The sequence below is a fragment of the Enterococcus sp. DIV0901a genome (assembly GCF_051711525.1).
GTDB lineage: Bacteria > Bacillota > Bacilli > Lactobacillales > Enterococcaceae > Enterococcus_B > Enterococcus_B faecium.
This window is the reverse complement of record NZ_JBIOMW010000001.1, coordinates 65,433-91,812: the sequence shown is the minus strand read 5'-3', so window position 1 is coordinate 91,812 and position 26,380 is coordinate 65,433. Positions and strand designations below refer to the sequence as shown.

The 26,380-nt window shown below is 38.6% G+C and carries 36 protein-coding genes and 1 pseudogene; 5 read left to right on the top strand and 32 right to left on the bottom strand.

The features are described from left to right. Positions 1 to 28 precede the first annotated feature (28 nt). The 3 genes from recG to IGL70_RS00485 form a co-directional block, all read right to left on the bottom strand. Positions 29 to 2,065, bottom strand: a complete 2,037-nt coding sequence (recG, locus tag IGL70_RS00495) for an ATP-dependent DNA helicase RecG (RefSeq protein ID WP_002301167.1) — start codon at positions 2,063 to 2,065, stop codon at positions 29 to 31. Positions 2,066 to 2,181: 116 nt separating this feature from the next. Further along, positions 2,182 to 3,864: a DAK2 domain-containing protein gene (locus IGL70_RS00490; RefSeq protein WP_002301169.1), complete on the bottom strand. Its 1,683-nt coding sequence runs from the start codon at positions 3,862 to 3,864 to the stop codon at positions 2,182 to 2,184. 51 nt (positions 3,865 to 3,915) lie between these two features. Beyond that, the gene (locus IGL70_RS00485; protein WP_002294298.1) at positions 3,916 to 4,278 is read right to left on the bottom strand and encodes an Asp23/Gls24 family envelope stress response protein; all 363 of its coding nucleotides are present in this window, start codon (positions 4,276 to 4,278) and stop codon (positions 3,916 to 3,918) included. A 269-nt stretch (positions 4,279 to 4,547) separates the two neighbouring features. On the opposite strand from IGL70_RS00485, the gene rpmB reads away from it, so the two are divergent. Together rpmB and IGL70_RS00475 are read left to right on the top strand one after the other, a co-directional pair. Then, the gene (gene rpmB / locus IGL70_RS00480; RefSeq protein ID WP_002290463.1) at positions 4,548 to 4,736 is read left to right on the top strand and encodes a 50S ribosomal protein L28; all 189 of its coding nucleotides are present in this window, start codon (positions 4,548 to 4,550) and stop codon (positions 4,734 to 4,736) included. Between the two features lie 237 nt (positions 4,737 to 4,973). Next, positions 4,974 to 7,643, top strand: a complete 2,670-nt coding sequence (locus tag IGL70_RS00475) for a YfhO family protein (protein WP_113844043.1) — start codon at positions 4,974 to 4,976, stop codon at positions 7,641 to 7,643. Between the two features lie 90 nt (positions 7,644 to 7,733). Here IGL70_RS00475 and IGL70_RS00470 read toward each other — a convergent pair whose 3' ends face one another. After that, positions 7,734 to 8,354 (bottom strand): AAA family ATPase, encoded by a 621-nt coding sequence (locus IGL70_RS00470; protein WP_002317547.1) that lies wholly within the window; start codon positions 8,352 to 8,354, stop codon positions 7,734 to 7,736. A 112-nt stretch (positions 8,355 to 8,466) separates the two neighbouring features. On the opposite strand from IGL70_RS00470, the gene IGL70_RS00465 reads away from it, so the two are divergent. Next, positions 8,467 to 9,006, top strand: coding sequence for a hypothetical protein (locus IGL70_RS00465; protein WP_002301170.1), 540 nt, complete (start codon positions 8,467 to 8,469; stop codon positions 9,004 to 9,006). After that, complete coding sequence (locus tag IGL70_RS00460) at positions 9,003 to 9,341, top strand: arsenic metallochaperone ArsD family protein (protein WP_002317041.1); 339 nt, start codon at positions 9,003 to 9,005, stop codon at positions 9,339 to 9,341. The genes IGL70_RS00465 and IGL70_RS00460 overlap by 4 nt, the downstream gene beginning before the upstream one ends. Positions 9,342 to 9,721: 380 nt before the next feature. On the opposite strand, the gene IGL70_RS00455 is transcribed toward IGL70_RS00460, so the two are convergent. Further along, complete coding sequence (locus IGL70_RS00455; RefSeq protein ID WP_002294304.1) at positions 9,722 to 10,129, bottom strand: Lrp/AsnC family transcriptional regulator; 408 nt, start codon at positions 10,127 to 10,129, stop codon at positions 9,722 to 9,724. A 122-nt stretch (positions 10,130 to 10,251) separates the two neighbouring features. Between IGL70_RS00455 and IGL70_RS00450 the strand changes: the two genes are divergently transcribed. Next, complete coding sequence (locus IGL70_RS00450; RefSeq protein WP_002301171.1) at positions 10,252 to 11,028, top strand: MBL fold metallo-hydrolase; 777 nt, start codon at positions 10,252 to 10,254, stop codon at positions 11,026 to 11,028. A gap of 187 nt (positions 11,029 to 11,215) precedes the next feature. Here IGL70_RS00450 and IGL70_RS00445 read toward each other — a convergent pair. The 27 genes and pseudogenes from IGL70_RS00445 to rpsC all read right to left on the bottom strand — a co-directional run. Then, positions 11,216 to 11,410 (bottom strand): annotated as a pseudogene (locus tag IGL70_RS00445) (transposase); the annotation flags it as partial. A gap of 663 nt (positions 11,411 to 12,073) precedes the next feature. Then, the gene (gene truA / locus IGL70_RS00440) at positions 12,074 to 12,820 is read right to left on the bottom strand and encodes a tRNA pseudouridine(38-40) synthase TruA (protein ID WP_002298563.1); all 747 of its coding nucleotides are present in this window, start codon (positions 12,818 to 12,820) and stop codon (positions 12,074 to 12,076) included. Between the two features lie 202 nt (positions 12,821 to 13,022). Continuing rightward, the gene (locus IGL70_RS00435) at positions 13,023 to 13,820 is read right to left on the bottom strand and encodes an energy-coupling factor transporter transmembrane component T family protein (protein WP_002288724.1); all 798 of its coding nucleotides are present in this window, start codon (positions 13,818 to 13,820) and stop codon (positions 13,023 to 13,025) included. Next, a complete protein-coding gene (locus IGL70_RS00430) occupies positions 13,810 to 14,679 on the bottom strand; it encodes an energy-coupling factor ABC transporter ATP-binding protein (protein WP_002288722.1) in 870 nt (289 codons plus the stop codon). Before IGL70_RS00430 ends, IGL70_RS00435 begins: the two co-directional genes overlap by 11 nt. Beyond that, entirely contained in the window at positions 14,655 to 15,494 is an 840-nt protein-coding gene (locus tag IGL70_RS00425; protein ID WP_002288720.1) for an energy-coupling factor ABC transporter ATP-binding protein, read from the bottom strand. Before IGL70_RS00425 ends, IGL70_RS00430 begins: the two co-directional genes overlap by 25 nt. Before the next feature lie 271 nt (positions 15,495 to 15,765). Beyond that, complete coding sequence (gene rplQ / locus IGL70_RS00420; protein ID WP_002288716.1) at positions 15,766 to 16,146, bottom strand: 50S ribosomal protein L17; 381 nt, start codon at positions 16,144 to 16,146, stop codon at positions 15,766 to 15,768. A 27-nt stretch (positions 16,147 to 16,173) separates the two neighbouring features. Continuing rightward, on the bottom strand, positions 16,174 to 17,112 hold the full coding sequence (locus tag IGL70_RS00415) for a DNA-directed RNA polymerase subunit alpha (protein ID WP_002288715.1): 939 nt from the start codon (positions 17,110 to 17,112) through the stop codon (positions 16,174 to 16,176). A gap of 79 nt (positions 17,113 to 17,191) precedes the next feature. Then, entirely contained in the window at positions 17,192 to 17,581 is a 390-nt protein-coding gene (rpsK, locus tag IGL70_RS00410) for a 30S ribosomal protein S11 (RefSeq protein ID WP_002288714.1), read from the bottom strand. Between the two features lie 27 nt (positions 17,582 to 17,608). Next, positions 17,609 to 17,974 (bottom strand): 30S ribosomal protein S13, encoded by a 366-nt coding sequence (gene rpsM / locus IGL70_RS00405; protein ID WP_002288713.1) that lies wholly within the window; start codon positions 17,972 to 17,974, stop codon positions 17,609 to 17,611. Positions 17,975 to 17,991: 17 nt separating this feature from the next. Continuing rightward, positions 17,992 to 18,108 (bottom strand): 50S ribosomal protein L36, encoded by a 117-nt coding sequence (rpmJ, locus tag IGL70_RS00400; protein ID WP_002288710.1) that lies wholly within the window; start codon positions 18,106 to 18,108, stop codon positions 17,992 to 17,994. A 32-nt stretch (positions 18,109 to 18,140) separates the two neighbouring features. Continuing rightward, positions 18,141 to 18,359, bottom strand: a complete 219-nt coding sequence (gene infA, locus IGL70_RS00395; RefSeq protein WP_002288695.1) for a translation initiation factor IF-1 — start codon at positions 18,357 to 18,359, stop codon at positions 18,141 to 18,143. Between the two features lie 190 nt (positions 18,360 to 18,549). After that, a complete protein-coding gene (locus IGL70_RS00390) occupies positions 18,550 to 19,197 on the bottom strand; it encodes an adenylate kinase (RefSeq protein ID WP_002288690.1) in 648 nt (215 codons plus the stop codon). A 61-nt stretch (positions 19,198 to 19,258) separates the two neighbouring features. After that, positions 19,259 to 20,554, bottom strand: a complete 1,296-nt coding sequence (secY, locus tag IGL70_RS00385; protein WP_002288688.1) for a preprotein translocase subunit SecY — start codon at positions 20,552 to 20,554, stop codon at positions 19,259 to 19,261. After that, positions 20,554 to 20,994: a 50S ribosomal protein L15 gene (gene rplO / locus IGL70_RS00380; RefSeq protein WP_002288687.1), complete on the bottom strand. Its 441-nt coding sequence runs from the start codon at positions 20,992 to 20,994 to the stop codon at positions 20,554 to 20,556. Before rplO ends, secY begins: the two co-directional genes overlap by 1 nt. Positions 20,995 to 21,037: 43 nt before the next feature. Next, complete coding sequence (rpmD, locus tag IGL70_RS00375) at positions 21,038 to 21,217, bottom strand: 50S ribosomal protein L30 (protein WP_002288686.1); 180 nt, start codon at positions 21,215 to 21,217, stop codon at positions 21,038 to 21,040. 14 nt (positions 21,218 to 21,231) lie between these two features. Then, positions 21,232 to 21,732 carry a 30S ribosomal protein S5 gene (gene rpsE, locus IGL70_RS00370; protein WP_002288681.1) on the bottom strand — a complete coding sequence of 167 codons (501 nt, stop codon included), beginning with the start codon at positions 21,730 to 21,732 and terminating at the stop codon, positions 21,232 to 21,234. 20 nt (positions 21,733 to 21,752) lie between these two features. Then, entirely contained in the window at positions 21,753 to 22,109 is a 357-nt protein-coding gene (rplR, locus tag IGL70_RS00365) for a 50S ribosomal protein L18 (protein ID WP_002301025.1), read from the bottom strand. Between the two features lie 160 nt (positions 22,110 to 22,269). Next, positions 22,270 to 22,806, bottom strand: coding sequence for a 50S ribosomal protein L6 (rplF, locus tag IGL70_RS00360; protein WP_002288677.1), 537 nt, complete (start codon positions 22,804 to 22,806; stop codon positions 22,270 to 22,272). 31 nt (positions 22,807 to 22,837) lie between these two features. Next, a complete protein-coding gene (gene rpsH, locus IGL70_RS00355) occupies positions 22,838 to 23,236 on the bottom strand; it encodes a 30S ribosomal protein S8 (RefSeq protein ID WP_002288675.1) in 399 nt (132 codons plus the stop codon). Positions 23,237 to 23,271: 35 nt separating this feature from the next. Beyond that, the gene (locus IGL70_RS00350) at positions 23,272 to 23,457 is read right to left on the bottom strand and encodes a type Z 30S ribosomal protein S14 (RefSeq protein ID WP_002288673.1); all 186 of its coding nucleotides are present in this window, start codon (positions 23,455 to 23,457) and stop codon (positions 23,272 to 23,274) included. Positions 23,458 to 23,475: 18 nt separating this feature from the next. Then, the gene (rplE, locus tag IGL70_RS00345; RefSeq protein ID WP_002288671.1) at positions 23,476 to 24,015 is read right to left on the bottom strand and encodes a 50S ribosomal protein L5; all 540 of its coding nucleotides are present in this window, start codon (positions 24,013 to 24,015) and stop codon (positions 23,476 to 23,478) included. 27 nt (positions 24,016 to 24,042) lie between these two features. Beyond that, positions 24,043 to 24,351 (bottom strand): 50S ribosomal protein L24, encoded by a 309-nt coding sequence (gene rplX / locus IGL70_RS00340; protein ID WP_002288670.1) that lies wholly within the window; start codon positions 24,349 to 24,351, stop codon positions 24,043 to 24,045. A gap of 36 nt (positions 24,352 to 24,387) precedes the next feature. Beyond that, positions 24,388 to 24,756, bottom strand: coding sequence for a 50S ribosomal protein L14 (rplN, locus tag IGL70_RS00335; protein ID WP_002288669.1), 369 nt, complete (start codon positions 24,754 to 24,756; stop codon positions 24,388 to 24,390). Positions 24,757 to 24,813: 57 nt separating this feature from the next. After that, positions 24,814 to 25,080 carry a 30S ribosomal protein S17 gene (rpsQ, locus tag IGL70_RS00330; protein ID WP_002288668.1) on the bottom strand — a complete coding sequence of 89 codons (267 nt, stop codon included), beginning with the start codon at positions 25,078 to 25,080 and terminating at the stop codon, positions 24,814 to 24,816. Between the two features lie 24 nt (positions 25,081 to 25,104). Beyond that, positions 25,105 to 25,293: a 50S ribosomal protein L29 gene (gene rpmC, locus IGL70_RS00325; RefSeq protein WP_002288664.1), complete on the bottom strand. Its 189-nt coding sequence runs from the start codon at positions 25,291 to 25,293 to the stop codon at positions 25,105 to 25,107. Further along, positions 25,283 to 25,717: a 50S ribosomal protein L16 gene (rplP, locus tag IGL70_RS00320; protein WP_002288661.1), complete on the bottom strand. Its 435-nt coding sequence runs from the start codon at positions 25,715 to 25,717 to the stop codon at positions 25,283 to 25,285. Before rplP ends, rpmC begins: the two co-directional genes overlap by 11 nt. A 2-nt stretch (positions 25,718 to 25,719) precedes the next feature. Beyond that, positions 25,720 to 26,376 carry a 30S ribosomal protein S3 gene (rpsC, locus tag IGL70_RS00315; RefSeq protein WP_002288659.1) on the bottom strand — a complete coding sequence of 219 codons (657 nt, stop codon included), beginning with the start codon at positions 26,374 to 26,376 and terminating at the stop codon, positions 25,720 to 25,722. Between the last annotated feature and the right edge of the window lie 4 nt (positions 26,377 to 26,380).

Below are 26,380 nucleotides of genomic sequence, written 5' to 3'. Positions count from 1 at the left end.
TCATCAGTATAAAGTATAGCACAGTCTGCTAATCGAAATAACGATTATCCTGATTTTCTATTTGGAGGCTTTGCGCTAAAGGCTGATACTCAGGAAGCATCTGCCAATCCTTTATCTGCCAAAGGGCTGCAGCCTCTTCTCTGGCTACCTCCAAAACATTTCCATCCGTCACCAAGTCAGCAATCGCAAATTGAGGCAGACCAGATTGACGGAAGCCAAATACTTCACCAGGACCACGTAATTCCAGATCTTTTTCGCTTAGTACAAAACCATTGGTGGTCTCTGTCATGATTTTCATCCGTTCCACACCTAGTTCATTTTTAGGATTAGCAACTAAGATACAGTAGGAAGCATCACTTCCGCGTCCAACACGTCCACGAAGTTGATGCAGCTGTGCCAATCCAAATCGATCCGCATCCATGATCAGCATGACGGTCGCGTTCGGCACGTTTACCCCTACTTCAATTACAGTAGTCGAAACTAATATCTGCATCTGGTTGTCTTTGAAGGCTTCCATGATTACTTCTTTTTCCTGATTCTTCATTTTACCATGTAACAAGCCAACTTCATATTTTGGTGCAAATAGTTCACGAAGTTTTTCATAGATTTCCACTGCATTTTTTACATCTAATGCTTCTGATTCTTCAATCAGCGGACAGATGACATACATTTGATGTCCTCTTGCCAGTTCTTTTTTCGTCCAATCCAGTACACTGTCCAATTGAGGTGTTCTTACCCAGCGTGTTTCGATCGGGATACGTCCAGCTGGAAGTTCATCAATGATAGATACATCCATCTCACCATATGCTGTAATAGCTAATGTTCTAGGAATCGGAGTCGCTGTCATAAATAAGACATCTGGTCGCCAGCCTTTTTCACGAAGTACTTTCCGCTGGTTCACGCCAAAACGGTGCTGCTCATCCGTAATAACTAGACCTAAATTCTGAAATTCGACTCCATCTTGGATCAATGCATGTGTGCCGATCACGATGTTAATTTCCCCTTGCTCTAGTTTTTCAAGGAGCTCACGACGTTCTTTTGCTTTCGTTGACCCCGTAAGCAATGCGATGGTTACTTCATTGGGATCAAACAGCTGTTGCAAGCTTTCCATATGTTGTTGTGCCAAGATTTCTGTAGGCACCATCAACGCACCTTGGAAACCTGCTGTAACGGTAGCGTATAACGCAATCGCGGCAACCACTGTTTTTCCGCTACCTACATCTCCCTGCAAAAGTCGCTGCATATGCTGCGGACTGCGAAGATCCCGACAGATTTCATTCGTTACACGTTTTTGTGCATTTGTCAGTTCAAAAGGTAGCTTTTGAGTAAATTCTTTCAATTTTTGGACATCATAAAGGATCTCCAAACCATTCGTTTCTGCTTTTTCTGCTTTTTTCAATCCTTGAAGACGCATTTGAAATAAAAAGAACTCTTCAAAAACGACACGTCGTTTGGCTTGATGGTTTTCTTCGTGGTCTTTTGGAAAATGCATACTTCTTACAGCAGAAGCTCGGTCAAGCAGTCGATATTTCTCCACAAGGTTGTTTGGCAGATTTTCTTCAATCAATGTGCCGTATTCTTGAAACCCTTTTTTGATTAGATCAACTAATGTCGTTTGACGAATTGATTTGTTGACGTGATATATCGGCGAAAAGTCATCCATTGTTTGAGAACCTAAAATCTTCATCCCGTTCAATGCTTTACGCTTTGCATCCCATTTACCGTATACGGCGATTTCCTCCGATAAAATGACTTTTTCTTTTAGATAAGGTTGATTAAAAAAAGAAACGTTGAACACATCATGTTCTTGCATCATACGAAATTGCAATCGGCTTTTTTTATAACCAAATCGATTCATCACAGGAGGCGAGACTACGATTCCTTTCAAAGTAACCTTTTCTTGATCTTGGATCTCGTTTAGATTTCTTTCCTGAATATCTTCGTAGCGGAAAGGATAATAAGTCAGTAAGTCTTCAATCGTTTGGATGCCCAAGCTGGCAAGACTAGCTGCTCTTTTTTCTCCGACTCCTGCCAGCATAGTGATTGGATCATCTAAAGAACGCATAAATTTTTCCTCCCTCCTTTAACAAAAAAAGGACTTGGTCAGCGATCATACCTGATCACTAACCGAAGGCCTTTTATGAATGAATACTGTGTTAGAAAGATATTCTGACACAGAAATTATTCAGCAGAAAATAGATAAGGATAGACAGGCTGATCTCCTTGGTGGATCTCGATTTCCAAATCAGGATGTTTTTCTGTTAGTTTCTCAGCAAATTCATTTGCTTGTTCAACTGTTCCTTCATCACCTGCCAAGATCGTTACGATCTCTGTGTCCTCATTGATCATTTGTTCTAGTGTACTTAACGCTGTTGCTGTGATATCTGGGTTAGAGATCAGGATTTTTCCATCGATCATGCCCAAAAAGTCTCCTTCTTTGATCTCTACACCGTCAATTGAGGTATCTCTGATCGCGTGAGTGACTTGACCGCTCACAACGCTAGACAACATTTCTGTCATCGTTTCTTTGTTTTCTTCTAAAGAAGCTTGATCATTGAATGAAAGCATAGCTGTCAATCCTTGGGAAATCGTTCTTGAAGGAACAACTGCTACTGGGATATCTGCTACTTCTGCTGCTTGATCAGCTGCCATGAAGATGTTCTTATTGTTTGGCAAGACAATCACTTTATCTGCGTTTACTTCTTGAATCGCTTTAACAATGTCTTCCGTACTTGGATTCATTGTTTGCCCACCACTGATAACATAATTAGCGCCTAAACTTTCAAACAGCTCTTGGACGCCTTTACCAGCAGCGATCGCTACGATACCATACGGGATACGTGGTGTTTCTTTTTTCGCAAACTCGTTCACTTCTTCATCGTGTTCCAAAATCGTCTCATGCTGCAAGCGCATGTTGTCGACTTTGATTTTGACTAATGAACCGAATTTTTGTCCATAATTCAAGACTTCTCCTGGGTTTTCTGTATGCACGTGGACTTTGATGATCTCGTCATCATTGACCACAAGTAAAGAATCTCCTATACCATCTAAATAGTTACGGAATTCTTCGTAATCGAATGTACTATCGACTGTAGGTCCTTCTCCGATTTTTACCATGATTTCTGTACAGTAACCAAAATGGATATCTTCTGTCGCCATTTGACCTTGGACACTGCGATGATGTTCTGCATTGACCATATCATCCATTTCTGCTGGAGAAGGTTCATATGTTTCATCCGCTTGGAATTCTCCATTCAATGCACTTAAAAAGCCCTCATAAACAAACAGCAGTCCTTGCCCTCCACTGTCTACGACACCGACTTCTTTTAGGACTGGAAGCAAGTCTGGAGTTTTAGCTAAAGCACGCTTTGCCCCTTTTACAACAGCTGTCATTACTTCAACGACATCATCAGTACTTTTTGCTTTCTTTTCTCCAGCTTTCGCTGCTTCTCTAGCTACTGTCAAAATCGTTCCTTCTACTGGTTTCATTACTGCTTTATACGCAGTTTCAACTCCATGAGTGAAGGCTGCAGCAAGATCGGAAGCATTTAATGAGACAACATCTGGAATTTGCTTAGAAAATCCACGAAACAATTGAGACAAAATAACGCCGGAATTTCCGCGCGCACCCATCAGCAATCCTTTTGAAAGCATTGCTGCTAATTCTCCTACTTTTTCTGAGGTTGAATCTACTACTGCCTTAGCTCCACTAGTCATAGATAGATTCATATTTGTTCCCGTATCGCCATCTGGCACAGGGAATACATTTAATGAATTGACGTATTCTGCATTTACTTGCAGACGATTCGCACCTGCCTGGACCATTTCCTGGAACTGGCTTGCACTTATTTCTGTTACACTCACCTAGATAATCCTCCTTCAGATCGACTGCTGAGTTACCAGCCAGTCTCCTGCCTAGTCTGGCAGTACACGAACACCTTGTACAAAGACATTAACTGAATTGGCAGTTACGCCTAATAATGCCTCTAGATTGTATTTCACTTTTTCTTGGACGTTGCGGGAAACTTCAGAGATTTTCGTACCATAGCTGATAATCGTATAAACATCTACAGCAATACCATTATCTTCTTGGCGGACAACTACTCCTCTTGAGTAATTTTCTTTACGCAAAATCTCAGTAATATTATCTTTAATTTGATTTTTGCTGGCCATTCCTACAACACCGAACACATCTGTCGCGGCGCCACCAACAACTGTTGCAATTACATCATTGGTAATTTCAATGGTTCCAGCTGACGTTTGAATTTTTACAGCCATGAATGAGCCTCCTTAACGGGTAAAAAACTCCCATTTTTCTTCTATCATATTTTATCATAGCGCAACTTGAAATAAAAGGCAGTTACCCAAAGTACTCAAAAACCTTGCAAAATTTCAGGTATAACCTTGTTTAATTTACAATTATTCTTCTCAATTGTCAATTGTATCTATGAAAATGTACTTGCAAATTTCCATTCTATATGATATGTTAGTCTGGTATGAGCTGAATTATTCTATTGCTCCAAATCAAGGCAAAGGAGGAAATTACCATGGCAAAAGTTTGTTACTTTACAGGTCGCAAGACAAAAAGTGGAAACAACCGTTCACACGCTATGAACTCAACAAAACGTACTGTTAAACCTAACTTACAAAAAGTTCGCGTTATGGTCGACGGAAAACCTAAAAAAGTTTGGGTGTCAACTCGTGCTTTGAAATCAGGAAAAGTTGAACGCGTTTAATTGAATGATACTTGGACCGTTCAGATAGTGAACGGTTTTTTATTTAATAAAAATTTTTAAGGGTGGGACTTTTGATTCCTACCCTTTTTTTGCGTTTATTTTTGTTATACGAACAAATTATGAAGTTATTTATTCTAAATTTTATTTTTTTGTGAAAACTAGACTCTTTTTAAGCAGAGAAAAACAAGGATATGATAAACTGAATACAACTTCATAGAAATTTGGTGGAAAATAAATATGAAAAAAAATTTAAAGTCATTCTTTAGAGAAAACGGACGCTACGCAGCAGCTAGTTTCCTGATTCCGTTTTTGATTTTAGCACTTGTTTATCTAAGTATCGGGATCTATCCTGGAAGCAGCAGAAGTATTTTGGCAAGTGATGCCTTTTCACAGTTTTCTAATTTTCATGCCAGCTTCCGAAATGTTCTTCTTGGAAAGCAAAGTATTTTTTATACATGGAATGCTTCTCTAGGATTGAATTATTTATCTTTAATTTCTTACTATCTAGGCGGGATCTTCACGCCACTGGTGTTCTTTTTTCCAAACCAGATGATGCCAGATGCACTGTATGTTCTGACTTTGCTTAAGGTCGGCTGTGCCGGATTGGCTTTTTGGTTTCTTGCACGTACGTTCAAGATTCCTCGCTGGGGGCATGTTGCACTTAGCGTCAGTTACGCATTGATCTCATTTATCACTGCACATTCGGAGATCATCATGTGGCTGGATGCATTTGTTTATCTTCCATTAGTGATTTTGGGGATTCATCGTGTTATGGATCTTAAACGGCCGAAACTTTTATTTATCAGTTATTTACTCTTGTTTTTATCCAGTTTTTATATGGGTTTTATGATTGGCGTATTTTCTTTCTTATATTTTATCGCCCGTCTATTGACAAACTGGTCAGAATATAAAAAAACGATTGTTCCTTATGGTATCACTTCTTTACTGGCAGGCGGCGCTTCAATGATCATTGTATTGCCAGCAGTGCTGGATCTTCGGTCAAATGGCGAGGCACTGAGTCAGATCACTACGTTGAAAACAGAAGCGACTTCTTATCTGGATCTAATCATGAAAAATATGATTGGTGTTTATGACACGACAAAATACGGATCGATTCCGTTCGTTTACGCAGGTCTGCTACCATTAGTCCTCTGTCTGTTTTATTTTGCCAGTCGGAAAGTACCGTTGAAAAATAAATTTTTGTACGGCAGTCTTTTCGCCATACTTATCGCAAGTTTCTATCTTGTTCCATTGAATTTGTTCTGGCATGGTATGCATGCACCGAATATGTTTTTATTCCGTTATGCCTATCTGTTCTCTTTCTTAGTGCTCCTGCTTGCAGGAAAAGGATGGGAAAAGATAGAACAAGACGATCGTGGGCTGTTGTTAGGAATCATTTTGGTCGTAGCTGCTCTCTTTGCGGTGGCATGGGGCATCAAACCTGAAGGAAGCTACACCTATGTGACGATGACTTCCTTTGTATTGACAGTGGTTTTCTTAGGGATTTATGCTTTTGCTGTGGGATTTTATCAGCATAAAAAACTTTCATTCAATCATCTGAGTATATTGTTATTATTGATCATGTCTGCTGAAGCACTGGTCAATACGAACAGTATGATCCATGGCATTCTTGATGATTGGAATTATGCTTCCCGCAGTTTATATACTGATCCTTATCCTGACTTGAAAGCTCTTGTAAATGAAACAAAAAAAGATTCCGACTCGTTTTACCGCTTGGAAAATCTGGATCCAGTATCTGCAAACGATTCGATCAACTATGGTTACAGTGGTATCAGTTTGTTTTCTTCTATAAGAAATCGTAATTCTTCCTCTTACCTGGATAAATTAGGTTTCCGTTCAAGAGGGACAAATTTGAATATCCGTTATAACAATAATACTTTGCTAATGGATGGGCTTACAGGAATCAAATATAACATTTCTAAAAACGAAAGCACGTTCAGTAAATATGGCTTCCGCCAAGCTGGTCAAAGTGGCGACTATACACTGTATCAGAATGTCAATGCATTGCCACTAGCATTTACTGCACCGTTGTCCGTTAATGATGTTGAGCAGCCAGTGACAGATAATTTGACCAGTCAGACAAACTTGATCAATACATTGTCTGGTTTAAATGAACAGTATTTTACATTCTATACACCTACTTTGAAGAATCAGTTGAATACGACGATCACAAAGACAACGACTGGCGTCACTTACTCAGAAACAGCAGATAACCAGCCAAAAGAGCTCACTTGGGAAGTCCATGTGCCTGCAAATACACAAGCTTACTTAAGTTTGTTCCCAACCAATTTTGCACAATTAGAAAGTTCTAGTGCGACGATCACTGTCAATGGTACATCGCGAAAAACGCAAATCAACATTTCTGGTCAATACTATGATCTTGGCTATTATCCTCAAGAGACAACAGTGACATTTACTGCAAGTTTTTATGGAACGAAAGAAGTAAGTTTCATGGAGCCTAAAGTCGTTGGTCTAGATGTTGTAGCCTATCAAGCCGCAATGAATCAGATCAAAGAAAAAGGTGTCGAAATGGAAGCCACTGGCAGAAAAGCTTCTGGGACTGTAAATACCGCTGAAGATTCCATGTTGGTGACAACTATTCCTTATGACAAAGGATGGAAAGCTAAAATTGATGGGAAACCAGTCAAGGTCAGCAATTTCAAAGACGCATTCTTGATGATAAAAGTTCCAGCAGGTAAACATACTGTCACTTTCAGTTACTTGCCTGAAGGATTTACGATAGGTGCAATCCTTTTTGTCCTATGTATTGCATTGTTTATTCTTTATGTCTGGTACCTTGACCGCAATCGCCCCTTTTATGGCACGATTGATCCAGCAATAGAAGAAAAACCGCGAAATACACACAGAAGAAGACGAAGAAAATAAAGAAACGATGGAATCTGTGTCACTCTTCTATTTAAATGGCAAAAATTTCAATCTTTAAATGACAAAAACCACCTGATTTTTGGTGGTTTTTTATATACCTATGACTAAACTATCTCTTGCTGCTTCGACAACTTCTACAGTGATCTTATCCATTTGATTGATTCTTAAAATCCGATCAATCTGCGCAAATAAACGATGAATAAGCCTAAAATTTCCTTTTGTGATCTTAATGATAGTTGTGATAGCCTCATAATCAGAAAAATCTTCTAGCTTGATATCAATTCCTAAATCTGCCCATTTGTATTCCAAAATATGATGTGTTTCGTCCTTACTAAGGTTATCAAATTCATGTGCAAATCCTATGCGAGAGTAAAGCTGCGGATAACGAGACAATCTTTTTTCAATACCAGGCATACCGATAAGAACCATTGCCAGATCATTTCTATCGTAAATATCTCTTAGCTGTTCTAAATGCTGAAGCTTTAAACGATCAATTTCATCGACAATAATTAAGTCAATTGCTTCATAGGTTTTAGGCACAGGAGGATCTTCTTGATTGTATTTTAGTACCATATGCATTGCTTTAGTCAGACCTATTCTACTAGTTATTGTGTTAATATCCGAACTGACACGAGACATCTTTTCAGCTGGTACAGTATAAAAAACTTTATTTACACTTAATATTTCATCTGTTGCATTTATCAAGAACAAGAAAAAGTCTGAATATTCAAAAAAATAACGGTGTACATTTTTAAAAGGAGATGTATAATCGAGATTGAGAAAGCGTTTTCCTCAAAATTTAATGAATTAGGAAGTGATTACTATGAAAAAATTATTTAGCGCACTTTTTATTCTGTTATTTGGTTTTATTGGTATTGGGACTTCTGGAAATATAGTTAAAGCTAGCACGATGGTTGAACAAACAAGTGAAATGGCAAAAACTTTTAGTCAATTAACACCAGAAGAACAAAGTTACTTCAAATCCAAAGGATTTAGTGATAAAGATACTTTTTACACTCAAAAGATAGAGCCTCAAGATCCGAAAACACGTTTTTCTGCAAATGTATTGCGGTTAACCGCATCTACTAAAAAAATTACTAATACGCAGGGGCGGACAGAATATATTATAACAAGTCCCAATTCGGCGATGTATCGTATTTCTACACGCTTGAGTTTAGGTAGTGCAAAATCATATACTCAAACAGTAAATCTAGCTAATTCTTATGGTTATGGTGGAGGAATGTATTTTACATTTACTGGGAAAAGACAATATTACAGTGTAAAATTAGCTATGCAAGTTTATAATACATTTGGTGTAGGGTCAGTCTCTTGCACTGCGGGAGGATTGACAATAGGAAAATGATAATTTCTTACTATGTCTTAAATAGAAGTGATGATGAAGGACTCTTCGTTTTTCAATCATTACATGAGGATACGATGCTAAAAGAGTTTTATAATCGGATTAAGAATAAACAGATAGAAACAAATTTATATTTTTTAAGTGACTCTATCTTGCCTTTTATTAGCAACCCTAAAATTCTTAACTTGTTGCAGACAAAAGATTTGAAAAGTTTACCGATTATTGTCATTGATGAGGAAATTGTAAAATATGGCGCTTATCTAAGCGTAGAAGAATTAGAAAAATTAACTAACATTGGAATGAGTATTCAGGAGGATAATGGGGTACATGGAACATAGAATGAATATGCACAGTTGAGAACGGAATTTGACATTTATTTAGACCAACAGGGTATACCCTGTTGGTCTTTTTGTGCGTTCATGATATACTTGGTGTCATTTTTATATTTAAATGGCACAAATATTTCTAATTATTTGTCATTTAACGCTGAAAATTTTTGCTATTTATCTAAAAAAGTGACAGGATACTCATTTGGCCTTCATAGAATTTTCTAAATATGAATCATCAATGAATTTAATTAAAAAAATAAGTAGGGCAAAATATAAATGTTTTTGCCTTACTTGTTTCCATCAGTTTAGTTTTAAATTGATAAGTTATATAGTTATGGTTGAATGTGTGTCTCGCATATTAGTATTTTTACCATCTGCTAGTTTTATTATTAATCTATAACAATAGATAATTTATAATTCGCATATTCATTAAGCTGTTCCAAAAAGCTGTTCATTGATTTTTTTGAAGTAAATCTACATTCCAAAAGATAACAGCCCCCTCCACTAATCTTATAATTTCTAATCAAGAATTTTTCATGATTTTTAATAAATGATAAATAGGGTTTATGATTTAAATTTTGCGTAATTATAATTAAAAAAGCGTGAATCGAAAACCCTAGCTTTTCCATATTTAATTTTACTGTATAATTTTCAATAACTCCACTTTCCTCTAGTTTTGTCACTCTCGCCGAGACAGCGGGTCCAGTCAAATGTACTTTTTCTCCAAGTTCTTTCATTGTGATTCGACTATTTTTTGATAGTTCCTCAATGATATTTATATCTGTTTGGTCTAACATGGTAAACAACCTTTCATAAATTAAGTAAAAATAGTAAAAGACTTTTTTTGTTCGGTTTATTTATTGTATGGAATTGAATTATACTAAAAATATTTCATATCAACAAAAAGGAGACAACGTTTATGAATATACATCACATTCGTAATGCAACAGCTATCTTAGACTATGGAGGTAAAAAATTTTTAATTGATCCAATGTTAGCGGAAAAAGGAACACTTCCACCATTTATTTCGAAAGGTCCTTTTCCATCACCAAGAAAAGATCAAATGAATCCTCTAGTTGATTTGCCAATGCCAGTCGAAGATATTATCAACGGTATTGATGCTGTTATTGTAACACATTTACATCTAGATCATTGGGACGATATAGCGAAAGAGGTCCTACCTAAAGAAATAAAATTATTTGTGCAAGATGAAAATGATGCGAATGAAATTCGACTATATGGTTTTAAAAATGTGGAGGTACTACGAGAAGACACAGTTTTTGAATCTATACAATTGGTTAAAACAAAAGGCAAACATGGCAGAGGAGAAATCTTGAATTATGTAGGTAATGTTTGCGGTATTGTTTTCAAACATTCGACTGAGAAGACACTATACTTTACAGGAGATACAGTTTGGTATGAAGCTGTTAAACAAACTATTGATCAGTATAATCCAGAAATCATAGTAGCAAATGCTGGAGATAATCATTTTTTAGTTGGAGAATCTCTTATTATGGGGAAAGACGATTTATATGAATTGCATAAAGCAATACCAGATTCCACAATTATTGCCGTTCATATGGAAGCTGTAAACCATTGGGGACTGTCAAGAGAAGAATTAAAGTCTTTCAATAAAGAAAAAGGAATTTCCGAAAAAGTTTTAGTGCCTGAAGATGGAGACAACATCTTTATTTAAAAAAATAAAAGATTATTAATAAAGGGATAGATGCTACTGTATCAATCCTAAAGAGTAAAATAAAGTACTTAGTTTAAGTACTTTAAGAATGTAGACAAAAGGATCAGTTTCCTCTTTACTAAGAGTGTAGACTGGTGCTTTTGCTATTTTTGTATAATAAAAGATATGAAGACATATGTTCCAACTGCCAAGTGGACAACTTTTTCAGATTCATTGCAGCAAAAACAATCAGCGTATACACCTGATTGTTTTCCAAGTCTCGATACTTGATGTAGCGCATTCCATGCTTTTCCTTTGCGACTGCAAAAACGCGTTCAATCGTTTTCTTTTTTTTATATTTTTCGCGGTTGTATGCCGTATGGCGTAAATATTCTGCTTCATCTTAAGTAGTTATCACTTTTTTAGATAAATAGCAAAAATTTTCAGCGCTAAATGACAAATAATTAGAAAAATTTGTGCCATTTAAATATAAAAATGACAAACCTGTTCCGACTGTCCTCATTAAGGGCAATCAAAACAACGTTCCATCGTTTTTTGGTTACAGAAAAAATAGGTAACAAAAAGATGATTCACTTATCAACGCCTCGTCCACAAGTCACGATATTCATCAAAGATGAGAAGCTGTTTTTTGAAATTGTTACTTGTGACTCAGAGTTAAATGACAGGCTCACGACCTCTTTCTTAAACGGTGTTCAATCAGCTGACCTTCGGTATTAGCTCAACAAACGGCAAAATATGAGGAACTATTTTTCCGTTTGTTTCTCTAATACTCAGGTCAAAACGCTGATTTCACAACCTCTTCCTTAAACGGTGTTCAAAAGCTTGCATCTGCGGTAATAAGCCCAACCAAACGAAAAATATGACGAGCTATTTTTGTTTGGTTGTTCTTATTACTTGATGCAGGGCAGCTTTTTCACAACCTCTGATTCACGGTGTTCCAGAAGTAGCTCCTTCGAAAATAAGCCGAAATTTTGCAAAATTTTGAGAAGTAATTTTCGTAAATTCCTTCTTATTTCTTGAAGCTGACCACTTCTGTCACAACCTCTTATTCATATTTCACTTCATACAAATAAAGTCCTTCAGGATGTGCTGTAGGTCCTGCTGCATTACGATCTTTTTTCGCAATAATATCTGGGATACTATCTTCAGGCAATCGGCCATTGCCAATTTTCAAAAGCGTTCCTACTAAGATCCGTATCATCTTATACAAGAAGCCATTTCCCCTAAATGTAAACAACAATTCGTCTTTTGTTTCATTTACCTCCATCTTAGCCTCGTAGATCGTACGTACTTTATCCTCTATCGAGCTTCCTGATGCACAAAAAGAGGTGAAATCGTGAGTCCCTAATAAATCAGGAAGCGCCCGCTGAATTTTTTCCAAATCAAGAGGGTAAGGAAAATAACTTGCATAATGGCGTCGAAAAGGACTGCGTGGTTTCCCTATATCCACTCGAAATTGATACGTCTTTTCTTTGACCAAATATCTTGCGTGGAAGTCTTCTGAAACAATTTCTACTTGTCTTACAGCAATATCCTCTGGTGACTGGGTATCTAGCGCGAAACGCATTCGTTCTAACGGACGCTCCTCTGGATAATCAAAATGGATTACTTGCCCAATCGCATGTACTCCGGCATCTGTCCTTCCCGAACCAAAGACCGTGATTTCTTTTCCATTTGCCATTTTTTGTAATGTTTTTTCTACTTCTTCTTGAACAGTACGCCCATTTGGCTGTTTTTGGAATCCATTAAAATTTGTTCCGTCGTATGCAATGATTGCTTTGTAACGTACCATGTTTTTCTCTCCTTTGTTCCTAAAAGGTTATCTGGAATAATGATTTTTTTATAAAATTTTTTCGTTCTTTCTTTTCAGATAAAAGAAAGAGGCCTGTGACCTTAGTCTGCCACAGACCCTAATATTTCTTGTCATACACTGCTCGCATCCTTTCTTGCAAACAGATCAGCAAGAAAAGAATAGATAGCGGCCCACTGAACGTTTATCCTCTTAAAAAGATCAGTAGCACAGTTAATAATACAAAAGCAATGATAACCATCGTGTCTCTATTATGCCAATGCAATACACGATATTTCGTTCTTCCTTCCCCACCTTTGTAGCCTCTTGCTTCCATAGCAGTCGCAAGATCTTCCGCACGGTTGAAGCTGCTGACAAATAAAGGAATCAGCAAAGGAATGACTGCTTTCATTTTCTGAACTAGGTTTCCTTCACCAAAATCAACACCGCGAGCGCGCTGAGCGTTCATGATCTTTTCTGTTTCGTCCATCAATGTAGGCACAAAACGAAGAGCAATCGACAGCATCAATGAAATTTCGTGGACTGGGAACCGTACGGCTTTCAATGGACGAAGCAAGTACTCAATCGCATCCGATAATTCCAAAGGCGGTGTAGTAAGCGTGAGTAGAGTCGACATAAAAATGATCAACACGAATCGACAGAAAATAAAGAGGCCGTTCATCACACCAAATTCAGTGATATGGAAAACACCCCAACTCCAATAAGTTTCTCCGCCACTTGTAAACAAGACCTGCAAAGCTACAGTGAAGAGGATTAGCCAGATCAATGGGCGAATGCCTCGGATAAAAAATTTCAAATCTACTTTTGACAAGAAGACAGAAAGTAATGTGAAAAATGCCAACAAAAGGTACGTTTCCCAATTATTTGCTAAAAAAATGATTCCGATAAAATAAAAACTGGCTAATAATTTAGCTCGGGGATCCAATCGATGGATCAAGGAATCTCCAGGCATATAACGACCAAATATCAATTTATTCATCATGGGCATTTCCTCCAGCATAATGGACGATAGCGTCTGCTAATTCTTCAGCTGTCAAAGGCAAGGTAGCAAAGTTCATCCCTTTAGCCATTAATTCTTCTGCAAACTCGGTGGCAGTAGGTACGCCTAGTTGTTTTTCTTTTAGCCATTCAATGTTTTGAAAGACCTCTTGCGGCTCCCCGCTATTAACGATTCGTCCCTTTTCCAACACATAGACATAATCTGCAAAATTGGCTACATCATCCATTAAATGCGTAACTAATACAATAGTGATCTGCTGTTCCTTATGAAGACGCCAAAACATCTCCATCATTTCTTTTCTACCCTGGGGATCAAGTCCTGCCGTTGGTTCATCCAATACAAGTACTTCCGGCCTCATGGCAAGCACACCAGCGATTGCTACTCTACGCATTTGCCCTCCTGAAAGTTCAAATGGCGAACGTTCCAAATAGCTTTCATCCAGCCCAACTTGTTCTAATGTTTCTTTTGCTAGGACTAGTGCTTCTTCTTCGCTGACACCAAAGTTTTTAGGACCGAAAGCAATGTCTTTTGCTACCGTTTCTTCGAATAGCTGTGCTTCTGGAAACTGAAAGACGATGCCAACTTTTTTTCGGATGGGCTTTAAATTCTTATTATCCGTATCCGGCTGAATATCTCGTTCTCCAATATGGACTGTACCGCTTGTTGGCTTAACAAGCGCATTCAAATGCTGAAGTAAGGTTGATTTCCCGCTTCCGGTATGCCCTACTAATGCAGTATAACTGTTTTCTTTGATCGTCATATTGATGTCAAATAAGGCTCTTTGTTCAAATGGTGTATTCGGCTGATAAGTGAAGTCTACTTGTTCAAAACGGATGTCCATAACCAATCCACCATCCTTTCTTCTGTCATATATTCACTGGGCACATCAACCCCACGTTCTTTCAGTGCGCTCTTCAGTTTTTCAGGAAATGGTAGATCTAGACCTAAGTCGATCAGTTCAGGACCAGCAGAAAAAATTTCTTTTGGTGTACCTTCACGGACAAGTTCGCCTTGTCTCATCACTAGTATCCGATTGGCATTAGCTGCTTCATCAATATCATGAGTGATAGATATAACGGTCAATTGACTTTCTTCTTTGATCTTCTTGATCGTAGAGATCACTTCTTCACGACCTTCTGGATCTAGCATACTGGTTGCTTCATCTAAAATAATGATATCAGGTCGTAAGGCAACCACGCCGGCAATGGCAACACGTTGTTTTTGCCCTCCTGATAAACGAGCAGGCTCGCGTGAAGCAAACTCAGCCATTCTAACTTTCTCAAGTGCATCTTTCACACGCACTAGCATTTCTTCTCTGGGAATCCCTTGATTTTCAAGACCAAAAGCAACGTCATCTTCTACTGTCGAACCAACAAACTGATTGTCTGGATTTTGAAAAACCATTCCAACCATCTGTCGGATCGTCCAAATATTTTCTTCATCCAATATTTGATTTCCCACTTTCACGATCCCTGATTCTGGCAGAAGCAATCCATTGATCGTTTTGGCAAGTGTCGATTTTCCTGAACCATTGTGTCCAATAATAGCGATCCACTCACCTTTATCAATTGTAAAGGAGACATCTTTCAATGCGGGGCGAAGATCATCTGGCTGGTATTTATAATTTATCTTTTCTAATTCAATAATTGGCTCCATGATTACTCCTTCTTCATCCTAAAGTTCCTACTAACACTATCAAAAAAAGACAAAATTTTCAATTATTTCTCGCTTAAAATGTTTTTTTATGCCTTCAAACATATCTGTCATGACAGGTAATTGAAGGTATAAAAAAACACTTTATGATGAGTGCTTACTCCCCAAGCGATATTCGCTTGAGGAGCAGCGCTGAGCTAGACTCGGAAAAATATCTTCCAACATCATAACACTCTAAAAGAATCATCTATAAAGTGATGTTATTAGTGTGATTTTAGACAAGTTCTAAGACAACCATTGGTGCACCATCACCGCGTCTTGGTTCTGTCTTCAAAATGCGTGTGTATCCGCCTTGACGTTCTGCGTAACGAGGTGCAATATCGTTGAACAGTTTTTGTAAAGCTGATTCAATGACGATGTCCTCATTTTCTTCACGCACGCTGGCAACTTCATTACGTACGAAAGCCGCAGCTTGACGACGTGCATGCAAATCTCCGCGTTTACCTAAAGTGATCATTTTTTCTGCAGTTGAGCGAACTTCTTTCGCACGAGCTTCAGTAGTCACAATACGTTCGTTGATTAATAAATCAGTTGTTAAATCACGCAACATCGCTTTACGTTGGCTAGATGTGCGTCCTAGTTTACGATAACTCACGTTGGTTTCCCTCCTTCGTAAAAGGTTTTAATCTTCTTTACGTAAACCTAAACCTAAGTCGTGCAATTTTGCTTTAACTTCTTCTAATGATTTACGTCCTAAGTTACGGACTTTGATCATTTCAGGCTCAGATTTATTTGTAAGTTCTTGTACAGTATTGATTCCTGCACGTTTCAAACAATTGTAAGAGCGAACAGACAAGTCTAACTCTTCGATCGTCATTTCCAACATTTTTTCTTTTTGTGTTTCTTCTTTTTCGACCATGATTTCAGCATTTTTTGCTTCATCAGTTAAGTTCACAAAAATATCCAAATGTTCAGTCATGATTTTCGCAGACAAACTCATTGCTTCCAACGGTTCAATTGAACCATCTGTCCAAATCTCCATCGTCAATTTATCAAAATCTTCACGGTGTCCAACACGTGTGTTCTCAACTTGATAGTTCACACGACGAACAGGTGTGTAGATTGAATCGACTGGAAGAACGCCAATTGGCATATCTTCTTTTTTATTTTCATCTGCTTGAACATAACCACGTCCAGGTTTCACTGTTAAGCGAGCATGGAACGTAGCTCCTTCAGAGACACTACAGATGTACATATCTTTGTTAAGAATTTCTACATCACTATCAACGATAATATCGCCAGCAGTTACTGTAGCAGGTCCGGTAATATCGATTTCAAGGGTTTTTTCTTCTTGGCCATACATTTTCAGCGCTAAGCCTTTAATGTTCAAGATGATTTGAGTGACGTCTTCTCTAACACCTTTGATGGTAGAGAATTCATGCAGTACACCATCGATTTGAATATTAGTGATGGCAGCACCTGGCAAAGAAGATAATAAAATACGACGTAGGGAATTCCCTAAAGTAGTCCCATACCCTCTTTCAAGAGGTTCAACGATGAACTTGCCATAATCTTTTTCTTCATCAATTTTTGCGATTCTTGGTTTTTCGAACTCAATCATTCTTATCTTTACCCCTTTCAAAACGAAAAGTGTCTTGTTCAATGACGTTACTGATAAAACTCAAAATGAGCGGCACTCATTAAACACGACGGCGTTTTGGAGGGCGGGCACCATTATGAGGAACTGGAGTCACGTCACGAATTGCAGTCACTTCTAAACCTGTAGCTTGTAATGAACGAATTGCTGCTTCACGTCCAGAACCAGGTCCTTTAACTGTTACTTCAACAGTCTTTAATCCGTGTTCCATTGCTGCTTTTGTAGCAGTTTCTGCTGCCATTTGAGCGGCAAAAGGAGTTGATTTTTTGCTTCCTTTGAAACCTAATGAACCAGCTGATGACCACGCTAATGCATTTCCGTGAGTATCAGTGATCATGATGATAGTGTTATTGAATGTAGAATGGATATGTGCAATACCTGCTTCTATATTCTTCTTCACACGGCGTTTACGATTCACTTTTTTTGCTGCCATGAAGTTTTAACCTCCTTCACTTAAGAATTATTTTTTCTTGCCAGCGATAGCGCGAGCTGGGCCTTTACGAGTACGTGCATTGTTTTTCGTGTTTTGTCCACGAACAGGCAATCCACGGCGATGACGGATTCCACGGTAAGAACCGATTTCCATCAAACGTTTGATGTTCAAGTTCACTTCACGACGAAGATCCCCTTCAACTTTTAATTTATCTACTTCTGCACGGATAGCATCTGTTTGTTCATTCGTTAATTCACGAACGCGAACATCTTCAGATACACCAGCATCAGCTAAGATCTTTTTAGCAGTAGTGTTACCAATACCATAGATATAAGTAAGTGAAACTACTACACGTTTATCACGAGGAATATCTACTCCTGCAATACGAGCCATATTTATAGCACCTCCAATTATCCTTGACGTTGTTTATGTTTTGGATTTGCTGGGCAAATCACCATAACGCGTCCTTTACGACGAATTACTTTACAATGTTCGCACATTGGTTTTACTGATGGTCTTACTTTCATGATAATACCTCCTGTAGTTTTACGGAGTACAATTATTTAAAGCGATAAGTAATACGGCCACGGTTAAGATCGTATGGAGACAATTCAACCGTTACTTTGTCACCAGGTAAGATACGGATGTAATGCATACGAATTTTACCTGAAACAGTAGCAAGAACTTGGTGTCCGTTTTCTAGTTCAACTTTAAACATTGCATTCGGCAAAGTTTCGACGACTGTACCTTCGACTTCAATCATATCTTCTTTTGCCACGCACAGTACCTCCTTGTACTTGTTTCGCATTTTCACACGATAAAATGGCGGAAACTGCAGTTCCCACCTCAAAATTCTCAAAATGGATCATCTAGAGGATTCTCTAGAAGTCGGACTGACATATTCTATCATAATTTATTGAACTTGACAAGAGTAACTGCATAATGCAAGTCGGCTACGGGCAATCGTGCTATTTTTCAATGATTTTTTGTACATCTGCAAATACAGCATCGATTTCACGAGCACCATCAATAGTGTTTAGCAAACCTTGTTCTTTATAATAAGCCAAGATTGGTTCACTATTTTTGATGTTGATAGCCAGACGATTTTTAACCGTCTCAGGTTTATCATCTTCTCTTTGATAGAATTCATGCCCACCGCAACGATCACATGTGTCTTCAACTTTTGTAGGGTTGAAAATTTTATGGTAAGTTGCTCCACAATTGCTGCAGATAAATCGGCCGGCTAGACGTTCGACCAAGATTTCTTCACCAACATGGATATCGATGACAGCATCAATTTTTTTATTCAAATCTTTTAGCATTGCGTCCAGAGCTTTTGCTTGATCTAGCGTACGTGGAAAGCCATCTAATAAGAAGCCTTTCTCTGTATCTGGTTCAGCTAGTCGCTCTTTCACGATTCCATTTGTTACTTCATCAGGAACTAATGCACCTTTATCCATATAAGACTTTGCTTCCAGGCCAAGAGCTGTTTCGTTTTGCATCGCTGCGCGGAACATATCTCCTGTTGAGATGTGCGGAATACCATAAGCATCAATGATTTTTTCAGCTTGTGTTCCTTTACCTGCGCCTGGCAGCCCCATTAAAATGAGGTTCATTGTTTTCCCTCCTAATAAATGTGTGAGAACGTGTGTTGAGGGGAAACCTCAACACGCTTTCTTACTCAATGAATCCAACATATTTACGTTTCAGCATTAAGCCTTCTAACTGTTTCGCAGTTTCTAAAGCTACACCGATAACGATCAGTAAGCTTGTACCGCCTAATCCGATTGATTGTGGAAGATCCCAAACCATTTGAGCAATGATTGGAAGCAATGCCACTAAACCAAGGAAGACTGCACCAACTGTACTTAAACGCATCAGTAATCTTGAGACATACTCTTCAGTCCCCTTACCAGGGCGTACGCTTGGTATATAACTTCCTTGCTTTTGCAAGTTTTCCGCTAATTTCTCAGGGTTTACTTGAACAAAGGCGTAGAAGAAAGTGAAGGCAACGATCAGAATCGTATAAATCGTAGCACCAGGTGCTGTATTATAGTTAAAGATCTCCATCATCACTTTGTACCAGTTTTCAGAACCGAATCTACCGCTCAATGCTTGTAAAACAGCATTTGGCGTAGCAATAAACGAACTAGCAAAGATAACTGGAATAACTCCAGCTGCATTTACTTTCAACGGCAGATAGCTGCTTGTAGGCGCGCCAGCTACGCGTTTCGTATATTGGATCGGGATCTTGCGTTCAGCTTGTTGGAAAAATGTTACGAATGTCACGATCAACAAGACCGCTACTAGTAAAATGGCCACAAAAATAGCAGATTTCCATATGTCTGAAGGATCAATATTTATAAAGTAATCTTCATAAATTTCTCTGATACTTTCAGGCAATCTAGAAATGATACCTGCAAAAATGATCATTGATACGCCATTTCCGATACCTTTTTCTGTGATCTGTTCTCCTAGCCAAGTAACAAACATCGTACCGGCTGTTAGAATCAAACCGATCGTTACGTAAGTTGCTACGTTAGGATTATTCACGAAGCCTAATTGAGCGTATTGATTGAATCCAGCAGTGATACCGACAGATTGGATAAATGCCAATACTAATGTCAGATATCGAGTCGCTTGATTCAGTTTTTTACGACCAACTTCCCCTTGTTTCGACCATTCAACAAATCGAGGCACGATGTCCATTTGAAGAAGCTGAATGACGATAGAAGCAGTAATGTATGGTGAAACCCCCATTGAGAAAATGGAAAAGTTTTGCATCGCACTACCACTTACCAAGTTCAACATGTTGAAAAATGGCAAAGAAGAAAGGTTTTGCAATGAAGCAGCATTTACGCCTGGTACAGTAATATGTGCACCTAGGCGAAATACAAACAACACAAATACAGTAAATAGGATTTTCGATCTAATGTCTTTTACTTTAAAAGCATCTTTTAATAGTCTAAACATTAGATCACCTCGATTGATCCACCAGCCGCTTCAATTGCTTCTTGAGCTGCTTTAGAGAATTTTGCTGCTTTCACAGTTAATTTCTTGTTTAGTTCCCCATTAGCTAATACTTTGATTCCAGCTTTTTCGTTTTTCACGATTCCAGCTTCAACTAAAGCAACAGGAGTTACTTCAGCTCCGTCTTCAAAGCGGTTCAATACATCAAGATTAATGACTGCATAGTCTTTACGGTTCACGTTTGTGAATCCTCGTTTTGGTAAACGACGGAACAATGGTGTTTGTCCCCCTTCAAATCCTAAACGCACACCGCCGCCTGAACGAGCTTTTTGTCCTTTTTGTCCGCGTCCGGCAGTTTTTCCGTTACCAGATGAAGTACCACGACCAACACGGTTACGTACTTGGCGTGAACCTTCAGCAGGTTTTAATTCATGAAGTTTCATAGGTTTGGCACCTCCTTAATGTTCTAGTTATGATTTTTCTAAATTAAATTTCTTCAACGTCCACTAGGTGAGAAACAGTATTGATCATGCCTTTAATTGCTTCATTAGAAGGCTTAACCACTGAACTGTTAATCTTTGTAAGACCTAACGCTTTAACTGTATCGCGTTGGTTTTGAGGACGTCCGATAATACTGCGTTTTAAAGTAACTTTTAATTCAGCCATTATTGTTGTCCTCCTTATCCGATTAATTCTTCAACTGATTTGCCGCGAAGTTCTGCAACTTCTTCTGCACGTTTCAATTGTTTCAAACCTTCAACTGTTGCGCGAACAACGTTGATTGGTGTATTTGAGCCTAAAGATTTAGAAGTGATATCTGCTACCCCAGCTAATTCTAATACGGCACGAACTGGTCCACCAGCAGCAACCCCAGAACCTTCTACAGCAGGTTTCATTAGGATTCTACCACCACTAAAAGCACCGATTACTTCGTGTGGGATTGTTGAACCAACCATAGGTACTTCAACTAAGTTTTTCTTCGCATCTTCAATTGCTTTACGGATTGCTTCAGGAACTTCTTGAGCTTTACCTGTACCAAATCCTACGTGTCCGTTTTTGTCACCGACAACAACTAAAGCAGCAAAACGTAGACGACGTCCACCTTTAACAACTTTTGTTACACGGTTAATTGCAACAACGCGGTCTTCTAATTCCAAATGTTTTGGATCGATATAAACCATGAATGGTATTCCTCCTTCTTCTAAAATTCTAGTCCATTTTCGCGAGCAGCTTCAGCTAAAGCTTGCACACGGCCATGGTAAAGGTATCCACCACGGTCAAAGACTACTACTTTAATGCCTTTTTCAGCTGCACGTTCAGCAACTAGTTTACCGACAGCTTTTGCTGCTTCTGTTTTTGTTCCACCTGAAATTTCTTTATCCAAGGTAGAGGCACTTGCTAGCGTTACACCCGCTACGTCATCAATAATTTGAGCGTAGATGTTTTTGTTAGAACGAAAAACGTTCAAGCGTGGGCGCTCAGCAGTACCAGAGATATTGTTACGTACACGACGATGTCTCTTTTGACGTGTTTTGTTCTTATCTGGTTTTGTAATCACAATTGTCACCTCTTTATTTTTATTGTACTACTATTTCAAGCAGTAAATACGTTTCGAAAAATAGAAGCTGCGGCACAAGTAAAAATGTATTTTTTTGAAGGTAAACTTCAGCCAAATGCCTTTTTCCTGCTGCTGGCTTCTATGCAATTTTTCTAAACGATTATTTACCAGTTTTACCTTCTTTACGGCGTACATATTCGCCAACATAACGAATACCTTTACCTTTATAAGGTTCTGGAGGACGAGTTCCACGAATGTTTGCAGCTAATTCGCCAACTTCTTCTTTGTTCGCACCTTTAACAATTACTTGTGTGTTAGCTGGTACTTCAACAGTTACTCCAGCTGGTGGTGTGATTTCTACTGGATGTGAGTAACCAACGTTCAATACAAGTTTTGATCCTTGTAATTGTGCACGGTACCCAACCCCGATTAGTTCTAACGCTTTTTGGAAACCTTCGCTGACACCTACAACCATGTTGTTGAAGTTCGCACGAGTTGTTCCATGAATTGTTTTCATTTCTTTACTGTCGTTTGGACGAGTGAAAGTTACTTCGTTTCCTTCGATATTCATTTTGATATCTGCTGAAAAAGTACGAGTCAATTCACCTTTTGGTCCTTTAACTGTAACGTTGTTTCCGTCTTGAGTAACTGTTACTCCTTCAGGGATAACAACGACTTTATTTCCGATACGGCTCACTTAAAGACACCTCCTTGTAGATTCTACTTGATTACCATACGTAAGCGATAACTTCGCCGCCGATATTTTTTTCACGAGCTTCTTTATCAGTGACAACACCTTCAGAAGTCGAAATGATTGCGATACCTAAACCGTTCAATACTTTTGGTACTTCGTCAGCTTTGACATAAGCACGCAAACCTGGTTTAGAGATACGTTTTAAGTTTGTGATAACACGTTCGCCGTTTTTACCAAATTTTAGGAAAACACGGATCACGCCTTGTTTGTCATCTTCGATGTATTCAACATCACGAACGAAACCTTCACGTTTCAAGATTTCAGCGATGTCACGTTTAATTTTTGATGCAGGTACTTCTAAAGACTCATGTTTAACCATGTTTGCGTTACGGATACGAGTTAGAAAATCTGCAATTGGATCTGTCATGACCATTGATCTTTTACCTCCTTCTTATGCGAATTTACTTTTTACCAGCTAGCTTTCTTCACGCCGGGAATTTGACCTTTATAGGCAAGTTCGCGGAAGCAAATACGGCAAAGATGGAACTTACGATAAACTGAATGTGGACGTCCGCAACGTTCGCAACGAGTATAAGCTTGTGTTGAAAATTTTGCAGGACGTTTGTTTTTAGCAATCATTGATTTTTTAGCCACGTAGTTCGCCTCCTTTAATTATTTTTGGAATGGCATGCCTAATTGTGTCAACAACTCACGAGATTCTTCATCAGAGTTTGCTGTTGTTACAATAACGATGTCCATACCACGTACTTTATCTACTAAATCATAATCTACTTCTGGGAAGATCAATTGTTCTTTAATACCTAAAGTATAGTTTCCACGACCGTCAAAGGCTTTTTTACTTACACCATGGAAGTCACGTACACGTGGTAGTGAAACAGAAACCAATTTGTCTAAGAATTCGTACATTCTTTCTCCGCGCAATGTAACTTTTGCACCAATTGGCATTCCTTCACGTAAACGGAATCCAGCGATTGATTTTTTAGCTTTTGTAATCATTGGTTTTTGACCAGTGATCAAAGTTAATTCTTCAACTGCTTTATCTAAGTTTTTAGCGTTTGATACCGCATCACCAACACCCATGTTGATGACGATTTTTTCAACTTTAGGTGTTTGCATAACAGAGCTATAGTTAAATTTTTCCATCAATGATGGAGTTACTTCTTTAAGATATTTTTCTTTTAGGCGGTTCATTCAGTAAGACCCTCCTTCCTTAAACTTTTATTTATCTAAAACTTCACCGGTTTTTTTAGAAACACGGACTTTTTTGCCGTCTACTTCTTTGTAGCCAACTCGGCCAGCTACACCAGTAGAGTCAACCACCATCACGTTAGAAACATGAATTGGCGCTTCCATCTCAACAATTCCACCTTGAGGAGCAGCTTGAGAAGGTTTTTGGTGTTTTTTAACGACATTTACACCTTCGACAATAACTTTATCTTTTTTCGGGAACGCTGCTAGTACAACGCCTTCTTTGTTTTTGTCTTTTCCAGTGATAACTTTAACTTTATCGCCTTTTTTAACAAACATAACTGTTTCGCACCTCCTTTGATAAGTGTCTCAAGATTATAAAACTTCTGGTGCTAGTGAAACGATCTTCATGAAGTTGTTTTCACGTAGTTCACGTGCAACTGGCCCAAAGATACGTGTTCCACGAGGGCTTTTATCATCACGAATAATCACTGCAGCATTTTCATCAAATTTAATATATGAACCGTCTGTACGACGAGCTCCTGATTTTGTTCGAACGATAACGGCTTTAACGACGTCACCTTTTTTGACAACCCCACCTGGCGTTGCTTGTTTAACCGTAGCAACGATCACATCACCGATGTTAGCAGTTTTACGACCAGATCCACCAAGGACTTTGATCGTCAAAATTTCACGTGCGCCTGAGTTATCAGCGACTTTTAAACGACTTTCTGCTTGGATCACGTTGTGTATCCTCCTTTCAGATTTTGCATTCAATCTATATAGGAAAATCTCGTGTTATTAGATAATAACTGCTTCTTCGACTACTTCCAACAAACGGAAACGTTTTGTAGCTGATAATGGACGAGTTTCCATAATTCTCACGATGTCGCCAACTTTTGCTGTGTTGTTTTCATCATGCACTTTGTATTTCTTAGAATAGTTCATGCGTTTGCCATAGATAGGGTGGTTTTTCTTTGTTTCGACAGCAACGGTAATTGTTTTATCCATTTTGTCTGAAACCACGCGACCTTGATAAACTTTGCGTTGATTTCTTCCTTCAGTCATACGCTTAATGGCCTCCTTCCATAATTACTTAGCTTGTTCACGCAACACAGTTTTGATGCGTGCAATCGATTTACGTACTTCTTTAATACGTGCAGTGTTTTCTAATTGACCTGTTGCTAATTGGAATCTAAGATTAAACAATTCTTCTTTTAATTGTTTTTCTTGATCAAGCATTTCGGCAGTGGTTAATTCTCTGATTTCTTTAACCTTCATTCGATTCACCACCCATTTCCTCACGTTTTACGATCTTAGTTTTCATTGGTAATTTGTGAGAAGCTAGACGTAACGCTTCACGAGCTACTTCTTCAGGAACGCCTGCGATTTCAAACATGATTTTACCACGTTTTACTGGTGCAACCCATCCTTCAGGTGCCCCTTTACCAGAACCCATACGTACCCCAATTGCTTTGGCAGTATAAGATTTGTGAGGGAAAATTTTAATCCATACTTTCCCACCACGTTTCATGTAACGAGTCATTGCGATACGAGCAGCTTCGATTTGGCGGTTTGTGATCCAATGTGAATCAACAGCTTGCAAACCGTATTCACCGAATGCTACTTCTTTTCCGCCTTTAGCTTCCCCGCGCATTTTTCCGCGGAATTCACGACGGTGTTTTACACGTTTAGGTACTAACATGATTATTTCCCTCCTTTCTCAGTGTTTTTTTTAGTTGGAAGAATTTCTCCACGATAGATCCACACTTTAACTCCTAGTTTTCCGTATGTTGTATCTGCTTCTTCCCATGCGTAATCAATGTCCGCACGTAAAGTATGAAGAGGAACAGTTCCTTCTGAGTATCCTTCTGAACGAGCGATATCTGCTCCGTTTAGACGACCAGATACTTGAGTTTTGATCCCTTGAGCGCCAGCACGCATTGAGCGTTGGATGGCTTGTTTTTGAGCGCGACGGAAAGCAACACGGTTTTCTAATTGACGTGCGATTCCTTCACCTACTAATTTTGCATCTAGATCTGGTTTTTTGATTTCCACGATATTGATATGGATTCTTTTACCAGTTAATTTGTTTAATTCTTTTCTTAGGCTTTCGACTTCAGAACCGCCTTTACCAATAACCATACCTGGTTTAGCTGTGTGAATTGAAATGTTTACGCGACCTGTTGCGCGTTCGATTTCAACTGTTGATACAGCAGCATCAGCAAGTTTAGTTGAAATAAATTTACGGATTCTTAAATCTTCGTGTAAGAACTCAGCATACTCTTTTTCAGCATACCATTTAGCATCCCAGTCGCGGATGATGCCTACACGCATTCCAATTGGATGTACTTTTTGACCCACTGAT

Bases quoted from the DNA above. Each gene is read 5' to 3' on its own strand.
- recG (WP_002301167.1), bottom strand. From the start codon at position 2,065: ATGCGTTCTTTAGATGATCCAATCACTATGCTGGCAGGAGTCGGAGAA.
- IGL70_RS00485 (WP_002294298.1), bottom strand. From the start codon at position 4,278: ATGGCTGTAAAAATTCAAACGTCAGCTGGAACCATTGAAATTACCAAT.
- rpmB (WP_002290463.1), top strand. From the start codon at position 4,548: ATGGCAAAAGTTTGTTACTTTACAGGTCGCAAGACAAAAAGTGGAAAC.
- IGL70_RS00475 (WP_113844043.1), top strand. From the start codon at position 4,974: ATGAAAAAAAATTTAAAGTCATTCTTTAGAGAAAACGGACGCTACGCA.
- IGL70_RS00465 (WP_002301170.1), top strand. From the start codon at position 8,467: ATGAAAAAATTATTTAGCGCACTTTTTATTCTGTTATTTGGTTTTATT.
- IGL70_RS00460 (WP_002317041.1), top strand. From the start codon at position 9,003: ATGATAATTTCTTACTATGTCTTAAATAGAAGTGATGATGAAGGACTC.
- IGL70_RS00455 (WP_002294304.1), bottom strand. From the start codon at position 10,129: ATGTTAGACCAAACAGATATAAATATCATTGAGGAACTATCAAAAAAT.
- IGL70_RS00450 (WP_002301171.1), top strand. From the start codon at position 10,252: ATGAATATACATCACATTCGTAATGCAACAGCTATCTTAGACTATGGA.
- truA (WP_002298563.1), bottom strand. From the start codon at position 12,820: ATGGTACGTTACAAAGCAATCATTGCATACGACGGAACAAATTTTAAT.
- IGL70_RS00435 (WP_002288724.1), bottom strand. From the start codon at position 13,820: ATGATGAATAAATTGATATTTGGTCGTTATATGCCTGGAGATTCCTTG.
- IGL70_RS00430 (WP_002288722.1), bottom strand. From the start codon at position 14,679: ATGGACATCCGTTTTGAACAAGTAGACTTCACTTATCAGCCGAATACA.
- IGL70_RS00425 (WP_002288720.1), bottom strand. From the start codon at position 15,494: ATGGAGCCAATTATTGAATTAGAAAAGATAAATTATAAATACCAGCCA.
- IGL70_RS00415 (WP_002288715.1), bottom strand. From the start codon at position 17,112: ATGATTGAGTTCGAAAAACCAAGAATCGCAAAAATTGATGAAGAAAAA.
- rpsK (WP_002288714.1), bottom strand. From the start codon at position 17,581: ATGGCAGCAAAAAAAGTGAATCGTAAACGCCGTGTGAAGAAGAATATA.
- rpsM (WP_002288713.1), bottom strand. From the start codon at position 17,974: ATGGCTCGTATTGCAGGAGTAGATATTCCTCGTGATAAACGTGTAGTA.
- rpmJ (WP_002288710.1), bottom strand. From the start codon at position 18,108: ATGAAAGTAAGACCATCAGTAAAACCAATGTGCGAACATTGTAAAGTA.
- IGL70_RS00390 (WP_002288690.1), bottom strand. From the start codon at position 19,197: ATGAACCTCATTTTAATGGGGCTGCCAGGCGCAGGTAAAGGAACACAA.
- secY (WP_002288688.1), bottom strand. From the start codon at position 20,554: ATGTTTAGACTATTAAAAGATGCTTTTAAAGTAAAAGACATTAGATCG.
- rplO (WP_002288687.1), bottom strand. From the start codon at position 20,994: ATGAAACTTCATGAATTAAAACCTGCTGAAGGTTCACGCCAAGTACGT.
- rpmD (WP_002288686.1), bottom strand. From the start codon at position 21,217: ATGGCTGAATTAAAAGTTACTTTAAAACGCAGTATTATCGGACGTCCT.
- rpsE (WP_002288681.1), bottom strand. From the start codon at position 21,732: ATGGTTTATATCGATCCAAAACATTTGGAATTAGAAGACCGCGTTGTT.
- rpsH (WP_002288675.1), bottom strand. From the start codon at position 23,236: ATGGTCATGACAGATCCAATTGCAGATTTTCTAACTCGTATCCGTAAC.
- rplE (WP_002288671.1), bottom strand. From the start codon at position 24,015: ATGAACCGCCTAAAAGAAAAATATCTTAAAGAAGTAACTCCATCATTG.
- rplX (WP_002288670.1), bottom strand. From the start codon at position 24,351: ATGTTTGTTAAAAAAGGCGATAAAGTTAAAGTTATCACTGGAAAAGAC.
- rpsQ (WP_002288668.1), bottom strand. From the start codon at position 25,080: ATGACTGAAGGAAGAAATCAACGCAAAGTTTATCAAGGTCGCGTGGTT.
- rpmC (WP_002288664.1), bottom strand. From the start codon at position 25,293: ATGAAGGTTAAAGAAATCAGAGAATTAACCACTGCCGAAATGCTTGAT.
- rplP (WP_002288661.1), bottom strand. From the start codon at position 25,717: ATGTTAGTACCTAAACGTGTAAAACACCGTCGTGAATTCCGCGGAAAA.